This window comes from Nocardia camponoti (assembly GCF_014646135.1).
Lineage (GTDB): Bacteria > Actinomycetota > Actinomycetes > Mycobacteriales > Mycobacteriaceae > Nocardia > Nocardia camponoti.
In genome coordinates this window covers 1,137,452-1,160,253 of the sequence record NZ_BMMW01000001.1, presented here as the reverse complement: position 1 = coordinate 1,160,253, position 22,802 = coordinate 1,137,452, and the positions used below count along the sequence as shown (strand labels likewise).

Genomic DNA, 22,802 nt, shown 5'->3' with positions numbered 1-22,802 from the left:
GCCGTGACCTCCCAGGCGCTGGCGTTAGTCGAGCTCGGGGTCATTCTTTTCGGCCTTGGCATCTGTGGGCGGATCGCGGGACGGTTCGGGATGTCGCCGATCCCGCTCTACCTGCTTGGCGGGGTCGCGTTCGGGCGCGGCGGCATCATCGACCTGCACGCTGCCACCGAATTCGGGCACGTCGCCAGCGAGATTGGCGTGGTCCTGCTGCTCCTGCTGCTCGGCCTGGAATACACCGCGCCCGAACTCATGACCGGGCTGCGGCGGTCGTGGCCCGCGGGCATTGTCGACCTGATCGCCAACGCGCTGCCCGGCGTCGCGGTCGCGCTGCTCCTCGGGTGGGGCGTGATTGGCGCGGTGGTCCTTGGCGGCGTCACCTACATCTCGTCGTCGGGCATCATCGCCAAAGTGCTCGATGATCTTGGTCGACTCGGTAACCGCGAAACCCCGGTCGTGCTGTCGATCCTGGTATTCGAAGACCTCGCGATGGCGGTATATCTGCCGATTCTGACGATGCTGCTCGCCGGGTTGAGCCTGCTCAGCGGGCTGTTCTCGTTGGCCATCGCGTTGGCGACGATCGCGGTTGTGCTGTTCGTCGCGCTGCGGTTTGGTCGCGTTGTCTCGGCGGTGGTCGACAGTGCCGATCGCGAAGTCTTCTTGCTCCAACTGCTCGGCGCGGCACTGCTGGTAGCGGGGATCGCGTCGGCGTTGAACGTCTCGGCCGCGGTCGGCGCGTTCCTGCTCGGGATCGCGATCTCTGGCTCAACCGCGCACGAAGCGGCCCGACTGCTCGAACCGTTGCGCGACTTGTTCGCGGCGATCTTCTTCGTCGCCTTCGGCCTGTCGATCGACCCGAGCGCGATTCCGCCGGTGTTCGGTTGGGCGGTCGCCCTCGCCGTCATCACCACGGCGACCAAGGTCGCCACCGGGTGGTGGGCCGCCGCGCATCAGGGCATTCGGCGGATGGGTAGGGCGCGCGCGGGTGCCGCGCTTGTCGCGCGCGGCGAGTTCTCCATCGTCATCGCGGGACTGGCCGTCGCCTACGGCAAGGCCGACGCCCGCCTCGCGGCGTTGGCGTCGGCCTATGTCCTGCTGATGGCCATCATTGGCCCCATCGCGGCCCGAGTTGTCGAGCCGGTCATGGACGCACTCAACGATCGGCGGGTCGAGGTGAAAGCGAGCTAGTCGATCACACGTCGTGGCCACGACCCAGCGACGTCGTACACGAGTTCGTCAGTGCGATATTGATCGGCGGGCGACGAGACGGGAACCGGCGCGGGTGTCGGGCGCAACGGCGCGGCGGAGCCCGCGGGGGCGGCGGGAGTTCGAGGCTGGTGACGCGACGTGAGCCACATGCGCGGCAGCGCTTCCTCGTTCTCGATCTCGGTCAAACTGACACTGATTAGCACGAGCATGGTGACGATGCTGCTGATGCCGATGAGCGGCGCGAGCAGTTCCATCGCGCCGGCGCCAACCGGTGGGGCGGCGTGATGAACGGTGTGCGCGTGCATCGACGCCATGCCGGTGTAGTGCATGCCCGTCACGGCGACACCCATGATGATCGCGGCACCGACGGTGGCGAGAAAACCCTTGACGCGCAACGTAAACCAGAGCGCGACGATCGACGCGACCACCGCGATCGCCATCGACAACGCGACGATGCGCGCGTCGTAGTCGATATCGGCGGTCGACTTCATCGCGTACATGCCCGAGTAATGCATGATGCCGACGCCGAGCCCGGTGATCGTGCCGCCCGCGACAAGCGAACGCAGCGTGGGCTGCGGCTTGTTCACCATGAACAGCCCGATGCCAACAACGACCATCGCCGTGACCGCGCTAAAAAGCGTGAGCGGCACGTCGTAGCGGATCTCACTGCCCCGGATGGTGAAGCCGAGCATCGCGATGAAGTGCATAACCCAAATGCCGGTGCCACCAATCGCGATGGCCGCGCCGATGAGCCAACCAGCACGCCCTTCGGTGGCATTACGCCCACGGGCGGCACATTGGAGTCCGAGCAGACAGCCCGTCACGGACATGAAGTAGGCGAGAACCGGAGTGATCCAGCCATAACTGAAGTGATAAATATCGACCACGCCGCGAAACTCTCAATGCAGATCGGCAAACTGATGACAGTGGAATGAAAATCCGCATGTGACAATACGGTGACAATCGTGAAATTGCTCCATTCAGATCCACGTTCGTCACTGTGGGGTTGATCACGAAATGATTACTCTTGCATACGAGTACGGCCCGTGGACACCTTAGGTGTCCACGGGCCGTACTTTGTCTTGGGAAATTAATCCAGGTAGTCGCGCAAGACCTGCGAACGACTGGGGTGGCGTAGCTTGCTCATCGTCTTCGACTCGATCTGGCGAATGCGCTCACGCGTGACGCCGTACACCTGACCGATCTCGTCGAGCGTGCGCGGCTGCCCATCGGTGAGGCCGAAGCGCAGGCGAACCACGCCCGCCTCACGCTCGGACAGCGTTTCCAACACCGACTGCAACTGGTCCTGCAACAGCGTGAAGCTGACCGCGTCGACAGCGACAACCGCTTCGGAGTCTTCGATGAAATCGCCGAGCTGGCTATCGCCTTCATCGCCGATGGTCTGGTCGAGCGAAATGGGTTCACGCGCGTACTGCTGGATTTCCAGCACCTTCTCCGGCGTGATGTCCATTTCCTTGGCGAGCTCTTCGGGAGTGGGTTCGCGACCCAGATCCTGGAGCAGTTCGCGCTGAATACGACCGAGCTTGTTGATGACCTCGACCATGTGCACCGGAATACGAATGGTGCGCGCCTGGTCGGCCATCGCGCGGGTGATCGCCTGACGGATCCACCAGGTGGCGTACGTCGAGAACTTGTAACCCTTGGTGTAGTCGAACTTCTCGACCGCGCGAATGAGACCGAGGTTGCCTTCCTGAATCAAATCGAGGAAGGCCATGCCGCGACCCGTGTAGCGCTTCGCGAGCGAAACAACAAGGCGCAGGTTGGCTTCGAGCAGATGGTTCTTCGCCCGGTTGCCGTCGCGCACGATCCAGTTGAAATCGCGACGCGTGGTGACCGACAGCTTCTCGCCAGCCTCGGCGAACTCACGCATCTTCTCCGCCGCGAACAGGCCAGCCTCAATGCGCTTGGCGAGTTCGACCTCCTCTTCGGCGTTGAGCAGCGCGACCTTGCCGATCTGCTTGAGATAAGCGCGAACCGAGTCGGCGGAAGCGGTGAGCTCAGCGTCCTTGCGCGCTTGACGCAGCGCTTCGGACTCTTCCTCGTCCCACACGAAATCGCCTGAGGCCTTGTCCTTTTCGGACGGCTCCTCAGTTTCGGCGTCTTCGGTTGCCTCAACGACAACTTCTTCGACGACTACCTCGTCGCCGGTGAGGTCTTCTTCTGAAACCTCAAGATCGCCGAGATCGTCAAGCTCGATCGACTCTTCGTCGGGCTGCGCCTCGCCTTCACCAGCGGGCGACGCTGCCTTCTTCGCCGCTGCCTTCTTGGCAGGCGCCTTCTTAGCCGCGGCCTTCTTCGCAGGGGCCTTCTTCGCCGCCGCCTTCTTGGCGGGGGCCTTCTTAGCGGCAGCCTTCTTCGCCGGCGCTTTCTTAGCCGGGGTAGGGGTTGCTGCGGCGTCGGCCTCGGCTTCAGCCGAGTCGGCGGTCTGACGGGTATTCGTGGCTACCACGTACGCCCTTTCGTGACGGTCTCGTGCGGCGTCACGCCAGAGGGATTTTCCGGCGGAGCGGTCGGTCGGGTTTCACCGGCAGTGCGTTGGTCGGTGGCGCGATCGGCGGTGCTTGCCGATGGCTTGCCGACTGGTCTGCGAACCGGCTGGGGTCACCGGCTCACCGCCGGACGTGTTCCATTGTAACGATCGAACCAGGGTACTCATGGCACGATGCCGCTCAGGCGTTGCGGCGTCGTCATGGCGTGATGCCTTCGGCGACCGCCATGGCCGCTCCGACGATGCCCGCGGTGTTCTTCAGCACCGCCGGAATCACGGGAGTTCGGTTGCTTAGCAAGGGAATCCACTTCCCGTAGTCGCGACTGATGCCACCGCCGACGACGAACACTTTCGGCCAGAACAGGTTTTCCATCGTGACCAGCACTGTTGATACTCGTTCGGCCCATTGCGCGTAGGTGAGGTCCTCGCGATCCTTCACCGACGCGGCGGCCATGTGCTCGGCTTCGACGCCATGAACTTCGAGGTGGCCAAGCTCTGAATTGGGGACGAGCGTGCCGTTGTAGAGCACCGCCGAACCGATGCCGGTGCCGAAGGTGAGCAACAGCGTGAGCCCGTCGAGTTCGCGCGCGGCGCCGTAACGATCTTCGGCGAGTCCGGCGGCGTCGGCGTCGTTGAGGACGCTGACCGTACGCCCGCCCAGCGCCTCGCTGAAGAGCGCGCGAGCGTCGGTGCCGATCCACGATGGGTCGATGTTGGCCGCGGTGCGTGCGTAGCCGTCAAGGACCACCGCGGGCAAGGTGAGCCCGACCGGACCTTCCCAGTTCGCCCGCGTACACAATTCCGCGCAAGCCGAAGCCACGGCGGCCGGGGTCGATGGCTGCGGGGTAGTGATCTTGATGCGTTCGTGGGTGAGCTCGCCAGTCGTGAGATCGACGATCGCCCCTTTCACGCCGCTGCCCCCGATATCGATGCCGAACGAAAGCCCCCGAGCGGACATGGTGCAACCCCTTGTGTGCGCGGCCGATGTGGTGGTGTGGCACAGCGTAGCGGCGATGTGATCCGATTGGGGACATGGTTGACGATGCCGCGATCGAAACTAACGACAGTCTCCGCGAATTGGCCGTTGAGTTGGCCCAGACCGCCGCCGCGCACGTGCGCCGTCGCCGCACCGAGGTGTTCGCCGCTGACGGGCCCGCCGAGGGCGCTGTTCGGACGAAAGGTCACGCGACCGATCCGGTCACCATCGTCGACACCGAATCCGAGCAGGTGATTCGCGAACTGCTCGCGCGACGTCGGCCCAATGACGCGATCTTGGGCGAAGAAGGCGGCGGCGACGTTGGCGCGACCGCGCCCGGCGCGATCACCTGGGTCGTCGACCCGATCGACGGCACGGTGAACTTCCTCTACGGGCTGCCCGGCTACGCCGTCTCGGTCGCCGCTGTGCGCGACGGCGTGCCGGTCGCTGGCGCGGTGGTCGACGTTGCCGCCGACGTCACCTACAGCGCGTCAGCGGGGGGCGGGACGACCGCGGTGAGCGCCGACGGCACGACTACGCCCCTGCGCTGCTCAACCGAGGACACCCTGGGGCTCGCGTTAGTCGGTACCGGTTTCGCGTACGGCCGGGCGCGTCGCGCCGAACAGGCACGCGCGGTCGCCGAAGTGCTGCCCGAAGTGCGCGACATTCGCCGACTCGGTGCCGCCGCGATGGATCTGTGCCACGTTGCGTCGGGTCACCTCGACGCCTACTACGAGCACGGCCTCAACGCATGGGATTGGGCGGCGGGCGCGTTGATCGCCGCCGAAGCGGGCGCGGTCGTGCGAGTGCCCGCGATCACCGTCGGCGGCGCGGCGGGGGAGTTGGCGATGGTCGCCGCGCCGGGCGTGGCCGAGCAGCTCAGCGACCTGCTCACCCGCACCGGCGCGACGAAAGCACTGCCCGACTAACGCGAAAGCCGTTCTAACACTTAGCTTTTCGCGCTGCCTTCAACAGATCAGGGTCGATCTCGGTCGAATTGCTGCCTGGCGCAGGGTTTTTCAGCGCGCGCAGTACTTCCTCGGCGTCGGTCGACGGCCGCAGCGACTCGCCGAAGGCGACGCCGAGGACCAAATCGACGCTGTCGTCGGTGCGCGGATCCTCGATCAGCTCGGCGCATGGCGCGACCAACTGCACCGACGCCGCTGCCGGTCGACCGTTCACGCCGAAGCGAATCTGGCCGGTGCAGGTGAGGTCACCGAGGACATAAACCGGATCGTTACCCACTTGTGTTCCTGGCGCGCCAGCGAAGCCTAAGTCGCCCAACGCCGACGCGATGTGGCCAGCCTGGCCGCTCTTGCCGTTGGCGTTGAACACCCGCACCTTCGACTGTGCGAGCGGCGCCGGGTCGACGTCGTCAAGGCGCGATTGCCCGACTCGGTCGCCAAGGGCGGCCGGTTGCGGCGCGTTCGTCGCGGTTGGGGTGCCGGGGGCGTTGCATGCCATCGGCGCGTTGCTGTCGTCATGGGTCCGAAACGCCGTGATCCACACGAACAGGCTCACCAACGCCAGGACTAGCACCATGGCGAGCCACAGCTCGGGGCGCCGTCGCGGAAAGGGTTTGCCGTCGCGATCGGTCGCGCTGCCTTCGGTGATCAGTGAAACCACGCGCTCACTCTACGAGTCCAACGCACAACCGTGAGGACGGGAGGTCTCGGCGCGTTTGTCTGAAGGTGAAGATTCGTAGTCGGTTTAGCCACCCGCCGGTCATTGATTGCGACTTTTGTCCTCGGGTCCGCTATTGTCTGCCCGCCCAGATCGAATAATCACCGGTCAATCGGTGGTTGGTCGCGGGAACAACCAGGGCATGTCCTGCGTTAACCGAACGCTGTCGGAGTAGATCTTCGCCGATCGACCCTGATAGGCGAGCGGTGTACGTGTGAGGTGCACCACCGGCGGGGCGGTTCACGGGCTCGTTTCCCTCGGGAACCGGGCAATCGAACTGATCCGGGATATACGGAGTAAGGACTTAAGGGGAAGACGACATGGCAACCGACTATGACGCACCGCGGCGCACCGAATCCGACGAGGTTTCCGAGGATTCGCTTGAGGAGCTGAAAGCGCGCCGCAACGAGGCGCAGTCCGCCGTCGTGGACATCGACGAATCCGATACAGCGGAATCGTTCGAGCTTCCCGGCGCGGACTTGTCCGATGAGGTTCTGAGCGTTCGGGTAGTCCCGAAGCAGGCAGATGAGTTCACGTGCTCAAGTTGTTTCCTTGTGCACCACCGCAGTCGACTGGCCGAGGAAAGCGGCGGCCAGCTGATCTGCATGGACTGCGCTGCCTAAGAGGTAACGGGTCGGCCCGCGCTCGGTACTCCGAGCGCGGCCAAGACCCGGTCAGGATGACGCGTGCTGATCACCCAGTACGGCGTCGGATCGTCCGGGTCATCAAGAACGAGCAGTGCGAGCGGGCCGATCCAGGCTCGATGCCGCACATAGGCGGCGGGGTCGAGCTGACGACCTAGCGCCGCGCTTTTCGCGCTGGGTGCCACCGCGGTCGCGCGCGCGACGAAGTTCACCGGCAGGTGGGCTCGGTCGACGCGCAATTCTGTTGTGCCCGAAGCATTTTCGGTGACCTCGACGGTATGCCGGCTCATCCACAACAAAACCCACACCGGAATCGGTGCCATCAGCACATACGGCAACCACGCGTAATCCGCGCGCGTTGCCATCTGGATTTCGGCGGCCAGCAGGCCCGCGATCGCCAGCCCAAGCGGCCACCACCACAGCGGAACCCAGAGTCGTTCGCGATAGCGCGAGACCGGGACCGTGGTTAGCGCGTCAGTGCTGACGCCGTCGGTGAGCGAAGGTTGGGGCTGGTCGGACACCCCTCAACAGTAGGTCACGAGACGAACTCGGTGCCCGCCCGGGCCACCAGGAAGATACGCGCGCGGGCGCGTAGGCTCGACCGATGTGAACGCACTTGCACCGATTCCGCTGCGGCGGCTCGATCCCGGCATCCCCGTGCCGACGCGTGCCCATTCTGGCGACGCGGGCGTTGATTTGTGTACCACCGAGGACGTGATCATCGAGCCCGGTGAACGGGTGCTTGTTGGTACCGGTATCGCGATCGCGTTGCCGCACGGCACGGTCGGGCTGATCCATCCGAGGTCAGGGCTGGCGGCCAAGGCCGGGTTGTCGGTGGTGAACGCGCCGGGCACGGTCGACGCCGGGTATCGCGGTGAGCTCAAGGTGTGTTTGATCAACCTCGACCCACGCACCGCGATCGAACTGCGTCGCGGCGACCGCATCGCGCAGCTGCTTGTGCAGCGCGTTGAGTTGGTTGATTTCGTCGAGGTCGACGAGCTAGATGACACGAGTCGTGGCGTTGGCGGCCACGGATCAAGCGGCGGCCACGCCAGCTTGACGGTTGAGGAGGCGTGACGATGGGGCTTTTCGGCAAGAAGCGCAAGCGCGAAACCGACTACGATTTCGCCGAATCCCCAACGGACGAGCGCATTTACGGCGATTTGGGCAGTGCACCGGACGCAGACGTTGTCGATGAGGTTGACGAGTTCGATGAGTTCGATGAGTTCGATGACTTTGATGACTTTGACGACGACCCCGACACTGATGCGGGCGTCGGCTTCGGCCCGTACGACATCTCCGAGGTGTCGGCGGAACTCATCGAGCAGCGCCTCGATCTGGGTTCGGTGTTGATTCCCGTTCCCGACGGCGGCCAGTTGCAGGTCGAGATGAGTCCCGACGGCACGCCGCAGGCGGTGCACTTGGCAACCGAACACGGTCGACTCACCGTCGCCGCGTATGCCGCGCCGAAGTCGGCTGGCCAGTGGCGCACCGTCGCCGCCGACCTCGCCGCGTCGATGCGCGCTGACGGCGCGACGGTCACCATCGAGAAGGGCCCCTGGGGGCGCGAAATCAAGGCGGTCACTGAAGGGGCCGATCTGCGCTTTGTCGGCGTCGACGGGCCGCGCTGGATGGTCCGCATGGTCGCCGCTGGCCCGACGGGCGCGGTCGAGGAACACGGCCCGCTGATCGCCGCCGCCCGCGCGGTCCTCGGGGCGACGCTGGTCCGTCGCGGTGACGAGCCGCTGCCCGTGCGCGACCCGCTGCCGGTCGTGCTGCCGCAGGAACTGGCCGAGCAGCTCGCCGCCGCACACCAGCAGCAGGCACTCGCCCAGCAGCAGGCGATGGAGGCGGCGCAGGCCGCTCAGGCGGCAGCGGCAGCGGGCCCGGTGTCGGCGCTGCCCCCGCAGCTGCCGGACGAGCCGCGTCGCGGTGCTGACGGTTCAGCGATGCAGCAGTTGGGCTTGAGCTAACCAATCGACAATCGAGCCGCTCCGCACTAACCGCGGGGCGGCTCGATGCGTTTCGCGCGAAGGACCGCGACGCCGCGCCTCAGTGTGCGTATCGGCGACAAAGACCACGCGCAGGTAGCTAGCGCGGCGCGCTCAGTTGCGTCAGTTCGGCTAACATCGCGAGGCCGCGTTCACCCAAAATGCTTGGGTCGCAACCGATTTCGCTCAAGGTCACCTCGGTGACGCGCCCGTTTGGCATGGCGTCGGCCCACTCATGCGCGACAGCGACCGGATGCACGGGGTCGTCACTTGCCCCAATCACCGCGACCGGCACCTCAATCGCGGCGAGCGCGTCCAACGTCGGCCACTGGTACGCGGCAGCCTCATCCAGCGCCTGCGGCAAGTCGGGCCACTGCGTGTGCCACGACCGAGTCAGCGCCTCGGCGAGCCACTCCGGCGACGACGCCCGCATCCGCTCAACCACCGCGGCGAGCCCGTCGGCACGCAGTTGCTCAGCGGTAACCGACGCGCTCAACGCGGCAGGGCACGAGGTCGTATCCGGCCCGGTCCACGCGGGCAACGCGGCGATCACCCCGACGGTGGCGTGAGCGTTGCGCGACACCCATTCCAGCGCGATCGCCGCGCCCAGCGAGATCCCCGCGACAACAACCGGCCCGGTGATAGCCGTCTCATCTAATGCCGTGATGCAGCTAGCAATCACCGCGCGCGGGTCGGGCTCGACCGCGCGAAAACCCATGCCAGCACGCGCTGCGGCCGCGCTAAACGCGCGCGTGGCGAAGTGGGCGTCGGAACCGGTTCCTGGCATGGCCACCACGGTGACCTGGGCGGGGGTCGCTAACACGAGGCGAGCGTAGCGGCCACCCGTTTGCCCATCTACAGTGGCTTTTGTACGGCCAACTAGCGGGAGAAGCGTGCCATGTCGTCATCCACGGGCGGACACAAATCAGGTTCGGGTCCAGACTCGGGGTATTTCCGACGCCTAGGCAGACGGCTGACCGCCGATATCAACCAACTCGACGCCGAAGAGCTGGCCGAAACGGCTGATGCGTCAGGTGCGCGCCGAGCCGTCGACTGTTGTCGCGGTGAGGAAGCAACCATGCTCGGTCGGTTGCGCAGTGTCGAAGCGTGTCCGAAGTCGGTCGGCGCGACGGTGCAAGCCGAGTTTTTCGATGGCACCGACGCCATCACCCTGGTGTGGATTGGCCGCAGGCGCATTCCGGGTATCGAGCCGGGTCGTCGCATCCTGGTACGTGGCCGTGTCGGCGACCGTGGTGGTCGCAAAGTGATTTTCAACCCCTACTACGAACTGCGCGGGAACAGCTAACACATGCCTTCTAGTTCTGAAGCCAACGACGTCGAAGTCGCGGAAGCCGAGCAAACCCTGCTCGAACAACTCGGCGGGCTCAGTGGCCTGATTTACTCCACGCTTCCTGTGCTGGTGTTCGTCCCGGTCAACTCCTTCGCCAATCTCACCGTCGCGATTTGGTCGTCGCTTGGCATCGCCGCCGCGATTCTCGGCTGGCGACTGTTCCGCCACGAACCGATTCAACCCGCGATTTCCGGTTTCCTCGGTGTTGGTCTGTGCGCGTTCATCGCCCACCGCACCGGCGAAGCGAAGGGGTTCTTCCTCTTCGGCATTTACGCCAGCCTCGTTTACGCGGGCGCGTTCGCGTTGTCGATTCTGTTCCGCTGGCCGCTCGTCGGCGTGATTTGGGGCGCGCTCAACGGTCACGGCACCGCGTGGCGTGCTGACCGGCGCATCCGCAAGCTCTACGACCTCGCGACCGCGGTGTGGGTTGTCGTCTTCGGTGCGCGCTATCTGGTCCAGTCGCAGCTCTACGACACCGACCACACCGGCTGGCTCGCCGCAGCCCGCATCGCGATGGGCTGGCCGCTCACCGCGATCGCGCTCGCGGTCACGGTGTGGGCCGTTCGGCGTGCCGGGCATCTGCCGCTCGGTAAGAAAACCGACGACACCTCGGTGGTCTAGCCCACATTCGGAGGTGGGGCACTACCCACCCTGGGGTATCTGTTTTGTGAGCCCGGTTCGACGCACGATCAATGCATAAGCAAACGCATCGTTCGTGAAAGGACCGGCGACAGATGACAATCCAGCCCCGTCGAAGCCCCGCCCAGTCGGAGAGCAAGCGCATCGCCGCCGAACTCGACACGTTGATCTCCCCCGCCGCGCGCGGTGACCGGCACGCCGTCGACCAGATCCTGCGCATCATCTCCCCGCTGATCCGGCGCTACTGCATCGCCCGCATGGGCAACACCAGCCACCTCACCGTCACCGTCGACGACGTGATGCAGGAAATCCTCATCGCCACCGTCGCGAGCATCAGCCGCTACGAAGACCAGGGCAAGACATTCCTCGCGTTCGTCTACGGCATCGCCGCGAACAAGGTTTCCGACGCGTTCCGTCGCGGCAAGCACACCGCGTTTCCGATGGCTGACTTGCCCGATCACGCGGGGACGGGACCGGGACCCGAGGAGTGGACGTTGGCGTTCGAACGTCGCGCCCACGCTCGCGAACTGATGAAGGTGCTCGCGCCGAATCACCAGGAAGTGCTGTTGTTGCGCGTGGTGATGGGTTGGAGTGCCGCCGAGACGGCCGAGGCGATCGGTACGAGCCCCGGTGTTGTGCGCGTGATCCAGCACCGCGCGCTCAACAAGCTGCGCAGGGAATTGCAGGTCGCGTGAACTACGGCGTGATGCCGTGGGTCGCGAGCGAAAGCCGCAGGTCTTCCTCGGCTTCCACCGACGTCACGAACAGCAGTTCGTCGTCGCCTTCGAACGGGTCGTCGGCCTGGGGCACGATCACGCGACCGCCACGCAGGATCGTGACGAGCGCGGTGTCGCGCGGCAGGTTGAGCGTGCGAACCGGCTTGCCCGCCAACGCGGTATCGCCCGGCAGCGTGATCTCAACCAGGTTGGCCTGACCTTGCCGCAGCGTCATCAGTCGAACGAGGTCGCCGACCGACACCGCTTCTTCGACGAGCGAGGCGAGCAGGCGCGGCGTCGACACCGCGACGTCAACGCCCCACGACTCGTCGAACAGCCACTCATTGCGCGGGTCATTGACCCGCGCGACCACCCTGCGCACCCCGAACTCGGTTTTGGCGAGCAGGCTGTGCACGAGGTTGGCCTTGTCGTCGCCGGTCGCGGCGATGACCACCTCGTAGGTCTCTAAATCGGCGTTTTCCAGCAGCGACAACTCGCACGCGTCGGCGTGGACCCACACCGCGTCGGGAATAGCTGCCGGGTCGATGTGGTCGAGCTGACGTTCCAGCAGCATCACCCGATGACCGCCGCGCAGCAGTTCGCGCGCGATCGATCGACCGACCGCGCCAGCGCCCGCAATAGCTACCTTCATGTCAGTCCTCGCTCACGGGGGGATTGGCGGCCAACGCGATGGCCTCGCCGACCGTGCCCGATGCGGCGGCGACGTACACGACGTCGTCGGCTTGGACGATCGTCTTGGATTCGGGAAGCAGCCCCTGGCCGAAGCGCAGGATGAACGCCACCCGCACGCGCAGTTCGCGTTCCAGGTCGCGCACGGTGCGACCGAACCAGTCTTCGTGCAGCGTGAGTTGAGTGACCGCGACCGCGCCCGTTGGGTCACGCCACGTTGTTGTCGAGTTATCGCCGATGAGCGTGCGCAGGAATCGGTCGGTTGTCCACGGCACGGTCGCGATGGTCGGAATGCCGAGGCGTTCGTAAACTTCGGCGCGTTTCGCGTCATAAATGCGCGCGACAACACGGTCAACACCAAACATTTCCCGGGCGACGCGCGCGGAAATAATGTTCGAGTTGTCACCGGAGCTCACAGCGGCGAACGCGTCGGCGCGTTCGATCCCGGCCCGAGTCAACACATCCCGGTCAAAACCGACGCCCACAATTTTCTGGCCAGGGAAATCGTCACCGAGCCTGCGGAACGACGTGGGATCGCGATCGATCACCGTAACTTCATGGCCGACCCTGGTCAGCGCGCGTGCGAGCGACGATCCGACCCGCCCGCAGCCCATGATCACTACGTACACCGTGCATCCTCGTTCCTCGCCGACCGTGGCACCCCGGCAAGGACCGTACCCGGCGTCCTCACCCACCGCCCATTTTCCCCGGCGCGGCGCGGCGCAAACCCTAACGCCAGCACTGAGGGGTTGGATCTCCTGCTCTATGCTCAGCCCAGTGTCCAAGTTGACGACAGCAGCTAAACGTATGCTGCTGGGCAGGCCGTTCCGCAGCGATTCCCTCGGCCATACGTTATTGCCCAAGCGCATCGCGCTGCCCGTTTTCGCATCCGATGCGATGTCGTCGGTGGCGTATGCCCCTGAGGAGATCTTCCTTGTTTTGGGCGCGGGTGGGCTCAGCGCCTACGTGTACGCGCCCTGGGTGGGGTTGGCCGTCGCCGCGGTGATGGCGATCGTTGTTGCCTCCTACCGGCAGAACGTGCACGCGTACCCGTCCGGTGGTGGCGACTATGAAGTCGCGACGAAGAATCTTGGGCCCAACGCTGGCCTGACCGTCGGCAGCGCGTTGTTGGTCGACTACGTGCTCACCGTCGCGGTGTCGATTTCGTCGGCGGCGTCGAATATTGGTTCGGCCGTACCGTTTGTGGCGACGCACAAGGTGTTGTTCGCGGTGGTGGCGATCGCGCTGCTCACGGCGGTAAACCTGCGTGGGGTGCGTGAGTCGGGCACCGCCTTCGCGATTCCGACCTATGCGTTCATTGTCGGCATGTTCGTGATGCTGTTTTGGGGCCTGTTCCAGGTGTATATCCTCGGCGAGCCGTTGCGTGCCGAATCGGCGGGCTTCGGACTCGACTCCGAACACGAGCACCTTTACGGGCTGGCGTTCGCGTTCTTGATCGCGCGCGCGTTCTCGTCCGGCTGTGCGGCGCTGACCGGCGTTGAGGCCATCAGCAACGGCGTTCCCGCGTTCCGCAAACCCAAGTCGCGCAATGCCGCGACCACGCTGTTGCTGCTCGGCACGATCGCGATCGTGCTGCTCATGGGCATCATCATCCTGGCGCAGAAGGTGGGCATCGTGTACGCCCACGACTCCGCCGACCTCGTTGGCGCACCGGCCGACTATCACCAGAAAACGCTCATCGCGCAGCTGGCCGAAACCGTTTTCCACGGCTTCCCGATCGGCTTCTTCTTCATCACCATCGTCACCGCGCTGATCTTGGTGCTCGCGGCCAACACCGCGTTCAACGGTTTCCCGGTGCTCGGGTCGATCCTGGCCCAAGACCGCTACCTGCCGCGTCAGCTGCACACGCGCGGTGACCGGCTCGCGTTCTCCAACGGCATTCTGTTCCTGTCGGGCGCGGCGATCGCGTTCGTCGTGTTCTTCGGCGCTGAGGTCACCAAGCTCATCCAGCTCTACATCGTCGGCGTTTTCGTGTCGTTCGTGCTGAGCCAGACCGGCATGCTGCGGCACTGGACGAGACTGTTGCGCACCGAGACCGACCCGTCGGTGCGGGCGAAGATGAAGCGCTCGCGCGTGATCAACGCCATTGGCCTCACCGCGACGGGCACCGTGCTCGTTATTGTGTTGCTCACCAAGTTTTTCGCCGGCGCCTATATCGCGATTATTACAATGGTCGCGATCTTCATCGTCATGAAACTCATTCGGCGCCACTATGATTCGGTGTCGCGTGAGCTGCACGAGTCCGATTGGGACGGTGTGCTGCCAAGCCGCACGCATTCGATCGTGCTTGTGTCGAAACTGCACCTGCCAACCCGTCGCGCTCTCGCGTACGCCCGCGCGACGCGCCCGGACACGCTTGAGGCCGTCACCGTCAACGTCGACGATGCCGACACGCGAAAGTTGGTGCGCGAGTGGGAAAATAGCGAAATCAATGTGCCGTTGAAGGTGATCGAATCGCCCTACCGCGAGATCACCAAACCGGTACTCGAATACGTCAAACGCGTGCGCAAGGACGCGCCGCGCGACGTGGTCACCGTGTTCATCCCCGAGTACGTGGTTGGTCACTGGTGGGAACAAGTGCTGCATAATCAGTCGGCGCTGCGACTCAAAGGCCGACTGCTTTTCGAGCCGGGCGTGATGGTCACGTCCGTGCCATGGCAATTGAGTTCGTCGAGTAAGGCCAAGCAGGCCGCCGACGTGAACGCGCCCGGTTCGGTGCGCCGCGGTTTCGAACGGCCAGGCAGCCGATGACCCGAGAGGTGGACGGCACGTGAGTGATTGGCGTGGAAACGAATTCGAGATTCGACTAGGCGACCCTGGACACGGTGGATTCTGTGTCGGTCGACACGAGGGTCGCGTGGTTTTCGTGCGACACGGGCTGCCGGGCGAACTGGTGCGCGCGAAAGTCACCGAGGATCGCGGCGGCTCGTTCTGCCGGGCTGACGCGATCGAGATCATCGAACCGTCACCCGACCGGATTCCGGCGACCTGCGTGGTGTCGGGACCGGGCGGCGCTGGCTGTTGCGATTTCTCGTTCGCGAAGCCAGAAGCTCAGCGTGCACTAAAGGCGAAGGTGGTCGCTGACCAGCTGCGCCGCATCGCCGGCGTTGAGCGCGACATAGTCGTTGAGCCCATGCCCGGTGACGTTGCCGGTCCTGATGGTGGGATCGGCGGGTGGCGTTCGCGCGTGCGGCTCGCGGTTGACGCGGCTGGCCGGGCAGGTGTGCACAAGCTTCGGTCGAACGAAGTGCTCCCCGATCTGCGCTGTCCGCAGGCCGTTGACGGCGCGCTCGACGGGATCGCCGACCGGTCGTGGACGCCGGGGTCGGACCTCATCGTCGCCGTTGACAGCGAGGGAACGCGCCACATCGTCGAACTGGCCGCGTCGCCAGACGACGTGCGCCCCGACACCCCGCGTGGTGCGTCGCGTGGACGTGGGCAGCGCCCGGGACGTGGCCGAGGTGGCCGTGACGACCGCGCCGCTGTCCGCGATCACGCCGCCGCGCGCAAGGCCGCGACCAACGCGCCGCGTGAGGAACTGCTGATCGAGGGCACTGGGCGACCGGTCGAAATCGTCGCTGATCGCCGGTGGGAACTGTCGCCGACGGGCTTCTGGCAGGCGCATCGCCGTGCGGCACAACAGTATTCGGATCTGGTTGCCGAATGGGCTGACCTGAAACCGGGTGCCACCGCGTGGGATCTCTACAGCGGCGTCGGTGTGTTCGCCGCGCGACTCGCCGAACAGGTCGGGTCGACCGGTCGGGTTGAAGCGGTCGAGTCGTCGCGCAGCGCGGTCGCAGATGGGAAATCCGCGCTCGCTGACCTGCCGTGGCTCGACCTCACCGTCGACAAGGTCGAGCGGTGGGTGAACAGCAAGGCCGCGGTCGTGCAGCCCGACGTGGTCGTGCTCGACCCACCGCGCGCGGGTGCGGGCAAGGAGGTGATCGGCGCGATCGCCGACGCCGACCCACAACGCATCATCCATATCGGCTGCGACCCGGCATCCTTCGCCCGCGACCTCGGTTTGTACTTGGACGCGGGATACACGCTGGCGCAGTTGCGCGCGTTCGACGCGTTCCCAGGCACCCACCACGTGGAGTGCGTGGCGCTGCTTGAGCGCTGATTCGGGCTAATCCTGCTGGGCGCGCGCGCTTCCTTGGTCGCGGGTGCGAGGCAATCGCGGCTGGTGCGCCCCGATGCGGACTGGTCGCCGCTGGCTAGCGCACGTCTTGCTTGAGCGTGGATGCGAGCGATCGCGGCTGGTGCGCCCCGATGCGGACCGGTCGCCACTGGCTAGCGCACGCTTTGCTTGAGCGCTGACGTTATCCCGCGACGTTCTGGAAGTGGCTGCGGGCGAGTGACCTATCCGGGGCGCGCAAAGCCCAGGTCACGCGCACGGTCGCGTCGACCTCGGTTTCGCCAGCCACTACCGGGACGGCCGAGGCCGACGCCATCAACGCCACTTCGCGCGCCCGCATCGGCGGCGGGGACGCGGTGCCGGTGTGCTCGGTGATTTCCAGTACCGGGCCCAGCGCCACGTCGGCGCGGGTCGCGTACTGCTCGGCCTTGGCACGCGCGTCGTCGAAGGCGAGGTCGCGAGCCTGGGTGAGCAGCGGGGCCGGGTCGGCGACCGTGCGGGTGAGGCCGTCGAGACGGATCGCGTCGCCGCCCGCGTGCACGGCCGCCGCGATGGCCGTCGCCGGGTCGACAACCCCTTCGCGCAGCGCGACTCGGATGCGCGAACTGGCGGCGTACCCAACGATCTCGTTGCCCTTGCGTTCGCTGTAGCGTGTTTCGGGGTCGATGCTCAATCCTGTTGTCGCCGTGTCCTTTTCGTCGACACCGGCATCACGCAGAGCTTGCAGGACCGCCGTGATCACGCGCCCCGCCTCTTCGTACGCGGCGACAACACGCCCGGCGCGGGTCTGTACGGCGAGCGACAACTCGACCACATCCGGCACGGCGCGCACGGTGCCGCGACCCGACATCGTGATGCTCGGGACGAGTGGTTCAGGGTGGGTCATGGCAACTCCTCGTGGCTGTGGCGGTAGCGCGGCACCCGTCGCCACTGTAGGTCCCGCGCGTAGGCTCGTCGAACAAACGCGCGGGGCACCTACCAGCCACCAGACCTCACGGCCCGCACCTCGTGCCACCAAATACACTGGGCGGATTACCCAGGCTGTCCGGAGGGAGCGTGTGCAAAGTGGGAGTGCTGTCGCGGGTGGATTCGCCCGAGGATCTGCGCCAGCTGCGCGCACCGGAATTGCGCGAACTGGCCGACGAGATCCGGGAATTCCTGGTGCGGAAGGTCGCCGCGACGGGTGGGCACCTCGGTCCCAATCTCGGCGTTGTCGAACTCACGATCGCGCTGCACCGCATCTTCGACTCGCCTGCCGACCCGATCATCTTCGACACCGGCCATCAGGCGTACGTCCACAAAATCCTCACCGGTCGCAAGGATCAGTTCGACACCCTGCGCATGCGCGATGGGTTGTCCGGCTACCCAAGTCGCAGCGAAAGCGAGCACGACTGGGTTGAGTCGTCGCACGCGTCGGCGGCGCTGTCGTATGCCGACGGGCTCGCCAAGGCGTTCCAACTCTCAGGCCAGGATCGTCACGTTGTCGCGGTTGTTGGCGACGGTGCGATGACCGGTGGCATGTGTTGGGAAGCGCTCAATAACATCGCCGCCGCGCCCGATCGTCCCGTTGTTGTTGTGGTCAACGACAACGGTCGCTCGTACGCACCGACCATTGGTGGTCTCGCCGACCGACTTACCGCGCTGCGCACGCAACCCGCCTACGAACACGCGCTTGTTACGGGGAAACGCCTGATCAAATCGATTCCGGCAGTGGGGGATTCGGCGTATTCGGTGGTGCACGCGCTCAAGGCTGGGATCAAAGACGCGGTCAGTCCGCAGGAGTTGTTCGCCGACCTTGGGTTGAAGTATGTCGGTCCCGTTGACGGTCACGACCTCGTCGCGCTGGAAGCGGCGATGCGGCGCGCCAAGGACTTTGGTGGACCGGTCGTTGTGCATGTGGTCACCCGTAAGGGCAATGGCTACGAGCACGCCGAAAACCATGTGGCCGACCAGATGCACGCGTGCGACCCCATCGACCCGCTTACTGGTCGCCCGTTGGCGGGCGGCAAGGCGAAGGGGTGGACGGCGGTGTTCTCCGAAGAGCTCATCGCCCATGCCGAACGCCGCGACGACATTGTCGCGATCACGGCAGCGATGCCCGGACCGACCGGCCTCGCCGCCTTTGGCGAGCGGTTTCCCAAGCGCATGTTTGATGTGGGCATCGCTGAACAGCATGCGATGACGTCGGCGGCTGGCCTCGCGCTCGGCGGGATGCACCCGGTTGTCGCGATCTACTCCACGTTCCTCAACCGCGCGTTCGACCAGTTGCTGATGGATGTCGCGCTGCTGAAACAACCGGTCACCGTCGTGCTCGACCGCGCTGGCATCACCGGCCCCGACGGCGCGAGCCACAACGGCATGTGGGATTTCTCGCTGCTTGGCATTATCCCCGGCATTCGCGTCGCCGCCCCGCGCGACGAGGCCACCTTGCGCGAGGAACTGGCTGAGGCCCTGGCGATCAGCGATGGACCAACGGTGGTGCGCTTTCCCAAAGGCAGTGTTGCACACAATATTTCGGCCGTTGAACGCCTGGACGGCGTCGACGTGCTGCGCCTCGCGACACCGAATGTTGGCGGCTCCGAGGCCGCGCTGTTCGGGGCGGGCAGCTCCGCGCAAGATCAACACGGCGACGTCCTGCTTGTCGCGGTCGGCGCTTTCGCCGAGACCGCGATGGTTGTCGCGGAACTCCTTGAGCCGCAGGGCATTTCGGTGACCGTGGTCGACCCGCGCTGGGTCCTCCCGGTCTCGGACACCCTGGTGAAGCTCGCGGAGAACTACCGCTTTGTGGTGACGGTCGAAGATGGTGGCCTGCACGGCGGCATCGGCTCAACCATCTCGGCGCGTTTGCGCGAGTCGGGCTTGAACGTCCCCACCCGCGATCTTGGTGTGCCCCAACAGTTCTTGGACCACGCGTCCCGCAACGAACTCCTGGAAGAACTGGGCCTGACCCCCGAACTGATCGCCAAGCGCATCGGCGGTTGGTTGCAGGGGAGCTGACCTTTCCTAGCTCTTCGGTGTCAGCGCCGCGGTGAGCACCGGCACCGCCAACGTGAGCTGCCACTGCCGAGCCCCGCCGGCGCGCAACAGTGCTTCGATCGTTGCCGAAAGTTCTTCCGGCGCACCGACATTCGTGTAATCGGGAAGCCCATCCCAGCACAGGCGGCGCACCAAATCGGGGGACAGCAGGTTCTCAACGGGGATGCTGTGTTCGGTCGACAGTTCGCCCATCGCCGCGCGAGCCGTTGCCAGGCGCGCCGCCGCCGCCGGATCGCGCCGCTCCCACCGGTTCACCGGCGGCGGGCCATCGAACGGCAAGCTCAGCGGGGGTAGTTGCTTGTCGGGGAGCGCGCGAGCGCGGTCGATGGCGGCGAGCCAGTCGCGGGAATAGCGCCGCTGACGCGGTCCGCCGAAAACGGGCAGCGCGCGCAACTGTGCGATGGTGCGCGGATCGCCATTCGCGGCGGCCACAATCGCCGAATCCGGCAGAATCCGCGACGGGGCAACATCGCGCGCCCGCGCCAATTCATCACGCGTAGTCCACAATTCGCGAACAACGGCCAACTGCCGACTTCTCCGCAGGTTATGAATCCCGGAAGTCCTGCGCCAGCGATCGGCCTTGGGCGCGGGCGGGTCGAGCGTGCGGACGTGCTCGAATTCCTCACTCGCCCAACCCAATTTGCCCTGCGCGTCCAGATCGGCAGCCACCTGGTCGCGCAGTTCAAGCAGCAATTCCACATCGAGCGCCGCGTAATTGAGCCACTCGGCAGGCAACGGCCGCGACGACCAGTCGGCCGCGCCGTGGCCTTTCCGCAACGACCGGCCAAGCAGGTTCTCCACCATCGCGGCCAACCCCACTCGCTCATACCCGGCGAGGCGACCGCCCAGTTCGGTGTCGAACAGCCGCGCCGGCGCGAGCCCTAACTCGGCGAGACCAGGCAGGTCCTGGTCGGCCGAATGCAAAACCCATTCCAGCTCATTGATCACCTCGGCAAGCGGCGCGAGCGCATCAGCGACCGGAATGGGGTCGATGAGGAAACTGCCAGCACCTGCCCGGCGCAACTGGATCAGATAGGCGCGCGCTGAGTAGCGAAAACCCGAAGCACGCTCAGCGTCGACCGCCAACGGACCAGTGCCACCGGCGAGCGTTTTGGCGGCAGCGGCCACCTCTTCAGCGATCGCCAACACAGGGGGAACCCCTTCAGCAGGGGCGAGCAGCGGCTCTGCTGCGGTAGGTTCCTCGGCGACCGACATAACCCTGAACTCTACGTGGCGTCGGCCCCTAATCGGTGCGGGTATAGGACTCCGGGCGCAAATGGGTTATTCCGGCAGGAGGCAGACCCGCCGCGAACGCGAGGACTTCGGCGAAGGCTTCCACGTGAGTGCGCGTTTCGGTGTTCATCGCCGTCCACGACGCCCGCAACTCCAGCTGATGGGCGCGCGGTGGGCCCGCGATGTCGCCGTAGCGCACGGAACTGGTCGCGGTGACGGTCCCGCCGAGCGCGGTGTAGTCCTGATCGCGCGACTCAAGCGCGTCGACCAGCCAGCTCCACGCCACCTCCGGTAGCAGCGGGTCGGCGGCTAGCGCGGCGTCGATGTCGGCCTGGATATAGGCGACAAGGCGAAATACCCCGTTCCAGGTGGCGTCGCCGTCGGGGTCGTGGAGCAGGATTAGGCGACCGAACGCGTCGCCGTCGGAATCAATCGGCACGGTCGGCGCTTCGGGGTGGAGAACTTCAGCACCCAGGGCATACGAGTAGGGCGCTAACCGTTGTGGGGGACGGATAGGCGCCAGCTCGATACGGGGATGCACTGTTGCGGTGCCCATCGCATCGACCGCCGCCCGAAAAGAAGCAGGCTCGCGGGGAGGTCCCCCGGTCGGTGCGGCGCCGTCGCGGATGTCGAGCGGTGTCACGGGGGGCAACGCTAGACCGTGGGCATGCGGCCACGTCGGAGGCGCGCCGCCAACGCGCCGGGGTGAATGCACCCGGGAAAGGCGGTTCTGGGCGGAGTCGACACCGTTTCGGGGCTAATGGGACAGATGGGGTTAGAGGGGCTAAAGGGATTGCCGATGGCGACGAATCGGACGTTCGCGTCGCCGCTTAGGATGAACCCCGATGAGCACTTATTCCCGTCGCCAGTTGCCCGATGCCCCTTTCCTGGCCGCTGCCACTGGCGCGACGCCAACCCGACGCCCGGTCTGGTTTATGCGCCAGGCGGGTCGCTCGCTGCCCGAGTATCGGGAACTGCGCAAGGGCGTCGGCATGCTTGAGTCCTGCTTCAACCCCGAGCTTGTGTGTGAGATCACCATGCAGCCGGTCCGTCGCCACGACGTTGACGCCGCGATTCTGTTCTCCGACATCGTCGTTCCGCTCAAGGCAGCGGGCATCGACCTCGACATCGTCGCTGGCGTTGGGCCCGTCGTCGCGTCGCCGGTGCGGTCGGTCGCCGACGTGCGCGCGCTGCCGCGCCTTGCCGCCGAAGAAGTGGGCGCGGTCGCCGAAGGCGTGCGGCTGCTCACCAAAGAACTCGGCGACACGCCGCTGATCGGCTTCGCCGGTGCCCCGTTCACGCTCGCGTCGTACCTGGTTGAGGGCGGTCCGAGCAAGAACCACGAGCGCACAAAGGCGATGATGCACGCCGACCCCGAAACCTGGCACGCGCTGCTCGGCGCGCTCACCGACATCACCATCGCCTTCTTGCAAGCGCAGCTGGCCGCTGGCATCGACGCGCTGCAACTGTTCGATTCGTGGGCGGGGGCGCTGTCGCTCGCTGACTACCGCGAATACGTGCTGCCGCATTCGCAGCGGGTGTTCGCCGAGGTCGCTGAGGCGGGCGTGCCGCGCTTCCACTTCGGCGTTGGTACCGGCGAACTGCTCGACGCGATGGGCGAAGCGGGCGCTGACGTTGTCGGCGTCGATTGGCGAGTGCCGCTCACCGAAGCCGTGCGCCGAGTTGGCCCGGGCAAGGGCTTGCAGGGCAACCTCGACCCGGCGATTCTGTTCGCCGGTTTCGACGCGGTCGAGTCGGAAACGCGCCGCATCGTCGCGGAAGCGGACGAGGCGCTGACCCTCGGCGCGACGGGTCACGTCTTCAACCTGGGCCACGGCGTCCTCCCCGACACCGACCCGACCGTCCTCACCGACCTAGTCGCACTGATCCACTCGCTGTAGGGCGCGATTGTCCAACCGTCGCCCGCCCAGCACGCGACACCGTCCGCGCTCGTGACGACGGTCCTGTC

General features: G+C 65.8%; 23 protein-coding genes. 12 read left to right on the top strand and 11 right to left on the bottom strand.

Annotated elements, in window-relative coordinates:
* The first annotated feature begins 3 nt into the window (after window positions 1-3).
* Window positions 4-1,185 carry a cation:proton antiporter gene (locus IEX78_RS05370; protein ID WP_188827664.1) on the top strand — a complete coding sequence of 394 codons (1,182 nt, stop codon included), beginning with the start codon at window positions 4-6 and terminating at the stop codon, window positions 1,183-1,185.
* Here IEX78_RS05370 and IEX78_RS05365 read toward each other — a convergent pair.
* The 3 genes from IEX78_RS05365 to ppgK form a co-directional block, all read right to left on the bottom strand.
* On the bottom strand, window positions 1,182-2,093 hold the full coding sequence (locus IEX78_RS05365) for an MHYT domain-containing protein (RefSeq protein WP_188827663.1): 912 nt from the start codon (window positions 2,091-2,093) through the stop codon (window positions 1,182-1,184). The two genes, IEX78_RS05370 and IEX78_RS05365, sit on opposite strands and share 4 nt — an antisense overlap.
* A gap of 203 nt (window positions 2,094-2,296) precedes the next feature.
* The gene (locus IEX78_RS05360; RefSeq protein WP_188827662.1) at window positions 2,297-3,676 is read right to left on the bottom strand and encodes an RNA polymerase sigma factor; all 1,380 of its coding nucleotides are present in this window, start codon (window positions 3,674-3,676) and stop codon (window positions 2,297-2,299) included.
* A 238-nt stretch (window positions 3,677-3,914) separates the two neighbouring features.
* Entirely contained in the window at window positions 3,915-4,673 is a 759-nt protein-coding gene (gene ppgK, locus IEX78_RS05355) for a polyphosphate--glucose phosphotransferase (protein ID WP_188827661.1), read from the bottom strand.
* Window positions 4,674-4,747: 74 nt separating this feature from the next.
* Between ppgK and IEX78_RS05350 the strand changes: the two genes are divergently transcribed.
* Window positions 4,748-5,620, top strand: coding sequence for an inositol monophosphatase family protein (locus IEX78_RS05350; RefSeq protein WP_188827660.1), 873 nt, complete (start codon window positions 4,748-4,750; stop codon window positions 5,618-5,620).
* Between the two features lie 13 nt (window positions 5,621-5,633).
* Here IEX78_RS05350 and cei read toward each other — a convergent pair whose 3' ends face one another.
* Window positions 5,634-6,317: an envelope integrity protein Cei gene (cei, locus tag IEX78_RS05345; protein WP_188827659.1), complete on the bottom strand. Its 684-nt coding sequence runs from the start codon at window positions 6,315-6,317 to the stop codon at window positions 5,634-5,636.
* Between the two features lie 377 nt (window positions 6,318-6,694).
* Here cei and IEX78_RS05340 point away from each other — a divergent pair, with 377 nt between their 5' ends.
* Window positions 6,695-6,997 carry a DUF4193 domain-containing protein gene (locus IEX78_RS05340; RefSeq protein ID WP_188827658.1) on the top strand — a complete coding sequence of 101 codons (303 nt, stop codon included), beginning with the start codon at window positions 6,695-6,697 and terminating at the stop codon, window positions 6,995-6,997.
* On the opposite strand, the gene IEX78_RS05335 is transcribed toward IEX78_RS05340, so the two are convergent.
* Window positions 6,994-7,539: a DUF3093 domain-containing protein gene (locus IEX78_RS05335; RefSeq protein WP_188827657.1), complete on the bottom strand. Its 546-nt coding sequence runs from the start codon at window positions 7,537-7,539 to the stop codon at window positions 6,994-6,996. The genes IEX78_RS05340 and IEX78_RS05335 overlap by 4 nt on opposite strands.
* 85 nt (window positions 7,540-7,624) lie before the next feature.
* Between IEX78_RS05335 and dut the strand changes: the two genes are divergently transcribed.
* Window positions 7,625-8,095 carry a dUTP diphosphatase gene (gene dut / locus IEX78_RS05330; RefSeq protein WP_188827656.1) on the top strand — a complete coding sequence of 157 codons (471 nt, stop codon included), beginning with the start codon at window positions 7,625-7,627 and terminating at the stop codon, window positions 8,093-8,095.
* 2 nt (window positions 8,096-8,097) lie between these two features.
* Window positions 8,098-8,991, top strand: a complete 894-nt coding sequence (locus IEX78_RS05325; RefSeq protein ID WP_188828250.1) for a DUF3710 domain-containing protein — start codon at window positions 8,098-8,100, stop codon at window positions 8,989-8,991.
* A gap of 118 nt (window positions 8,992-9,109) precedes the next feature.
* Here the strand turns inward: IEX78_RS05325 and IEX78_RS05320 are convergent, their stop codons facing one another.
* Window positions 9,110-9,832: an alpha/beta fold hydrolase gene (locus IEX78_RS05320; protein ID WP_188827655.1), complete on the bottom strand. Its 723-nt coding sequence runs from the start codon at window positions 9,830-9,832 to the stop codon at window positions 9,110-9,112.
* Between the two features lie 75 nt (window positions 9,833-9,907).
* Here IEX78_RS05320 and IEX78_RS05315 point away from each other — a divergent pair, with 75 nt between their 5' ends.
* The 3 genes from IEX78_RS05315 (at window position 9,908) to shbA (ending at window position 11,694) form a co-directional block, all read left to right on the top strand.
* Window positions 9,908-10,315: a single stranded DNA-binding domain-containing protein gene (locus tag IEX78_RS05315; protein ID WP_188827654.1), complete on the top strand. Its 408-nt coding sequence runs from the start codon at window positions 9,908-9,910 to the stop codon at window positions 10,313-10,315.
* Window positions 10,316-10,318: 3 nt separating this feature from the next.
* The gene (locus tag IEX78_RS05310; protein WP_188827653.1) at window positions 10,319-10,981 is read left to right on the top strand and encodes a DUF3159 domain-containing protein; all 663 of its coding nucleotides are present in this window, start codon (window positions 10,319-10,321) and stop codon (window positions 10,979-10,981) included.
* Window positions 10,982-11,094: 113 nt separating this feature from the next.
* Complete coding sequence (shbA, locus tag IEX78_RS05305; RefSeq protein ID WP_188827652.1) at window positions 11,095-11,694, top strand: RNA polymerase sigma factor ShbA; 600 nt, start codon at window positions 11,095-11,097, stop codon at window positions 11,692-11,694.
* Between the two features lies 1 nt (window position 11,695).
* Here the strand turns inward: shbA and IEX78_RS05300 are convergent, their stop codons facing one another.
* Window positions 11,696-12,367, bottom strand: coding sequence for a potassium channel family protein (locus IEX78_RS05300; protein ID WP_188827651.1), 672 nt, complete (start codon window positions 12,365-12,367; stop codon window positions 11,696-11,698).
* A 1-nt stretch (window position 12,368) separates the two neighbouring features.
* Window positions 12,369-13,034, bottom strand: coding sequence for a potassium channel family protein (locus IEX78_RS05295; protein WP_188827650.1), 666 nt, complete (start codon window positions 13,032-13,034; stop codon window positions 12,369-12,371).
* Window positions 13,035-13,182: 148 nt separating this feature from the next.
* Here IEX78_RS05295 and IEX78_RS05290 point away from each other — a divergent pair, with 148 nt between their 5' ends.
* Together IEX78_RS05290 and IEX78_RS05285 are read left to right on the top strand one after the other, a co-directional pair.
* The gene (locus IEX78_RS05290; protein WP_188827649.1) at window positions 13,183-15,177 is read left to right on the top strand and encodes an APC family permease; all 1,995 of its coding nucleotides are present in this window, start codon (window positions 13,183-13,185) and stop codon (window positions 15,175-15,177) included.
* Window positions 15,178-15,196: 19 nt separating this feature from the next.
* The gene (locus IEX78_RS05285) at window positions 15,197-16,549 is read left to right on the top strand and encodes a class I SAM-dependent RNA methyltransferase (RefSeq protein ID WP_188827648.1); all 1,353 of its coding nucleotides are present in this window, start codon (window positions 15,197-15,199) and stop codon (window positions 16,547-16,549) included.
* A 199-nt stretch (window positions 16,550-16,748) separates the two neighbouring features.
* On the opposite strand, the gene IEX78_RS05280 is transcribed toward IEX78_RS05285, so the two are convergent.
* Window positions 16,749-17,450, bottom strand: coding sequence for an SIMPL domain-containing protein (locus IEX78_RS05280; protein ID WP_188827647.1), 702 nt, complete (start codon window positions 17,448-17,450; stop codon window positions 16,749-16,751).
* Window positions 17,451-17,629: 179 nt separating this feature from the next.
* Between IEX78_RS05280 and dxs the strand changes: the two genes are divergently transcribed.
* Window positions 17,630-19,561 carry a 1-deoxy-D-xylulose-5-phosphate synthase gene (gene dxs / locus IEX78_RS05275; protein ID WP_188827646.1) on the top strand — a complete coding sequence of 644 codons (1,932 nt, stop codon included), beginning with the start codon at window positions 17,630-17,632 and terminating at the stop codon, window positions 19,559-19,561.
* 6 nt (window positions 19,562-19,567) lie between these two features.
* On the opposite strand, the gene IEX78_RS05270 is transcribed toward dxs, so the two are convergent.
* Both IEX78_RS05270 and IEX78_RS05265 read right to left on the bottom strand, forming a co-directional pair.
* Complete coding sequence (locus tag IEX78_RS05270) at window positions 19,568-20,815, bottom strand: ribonuclease D (protein ID WP_188827645.1); 1,248 nt, start codon at window positions 20,813-20,815, stop codon at window positions 19,568-19,570.
* A 28-nt stretch (window positions 20,816-20,843) separates the two neighbouring features.
* A complete protein-coding gene (locus IEX78_RS05265; protein WP_188827644.1) occupies window positions 20,844-21,476 on the bottom strand; it encodes a DUF3000 domain-containing protein in 633 nt (210 codons plus the stop codon).
* Between the two features lie 202 nt (window positions 21,477-21,678).
* On the opposite strand from IEX78_RS05265, the gene hemE reads away from it, so the two are divergent.
* A complete protein-coding gene (gene hemE, locus IEX78_RS05260; RefSeq protein ID WP_188827643.1) occupies window positions 21,679-22,734 on the top strand; it encodes a uroporphyrinogen decarboxylase in 1,056 nt (351 codons plus the stop codon).
* Window positions 22,735-22,802: the final 68 nt, after the last annotated feature.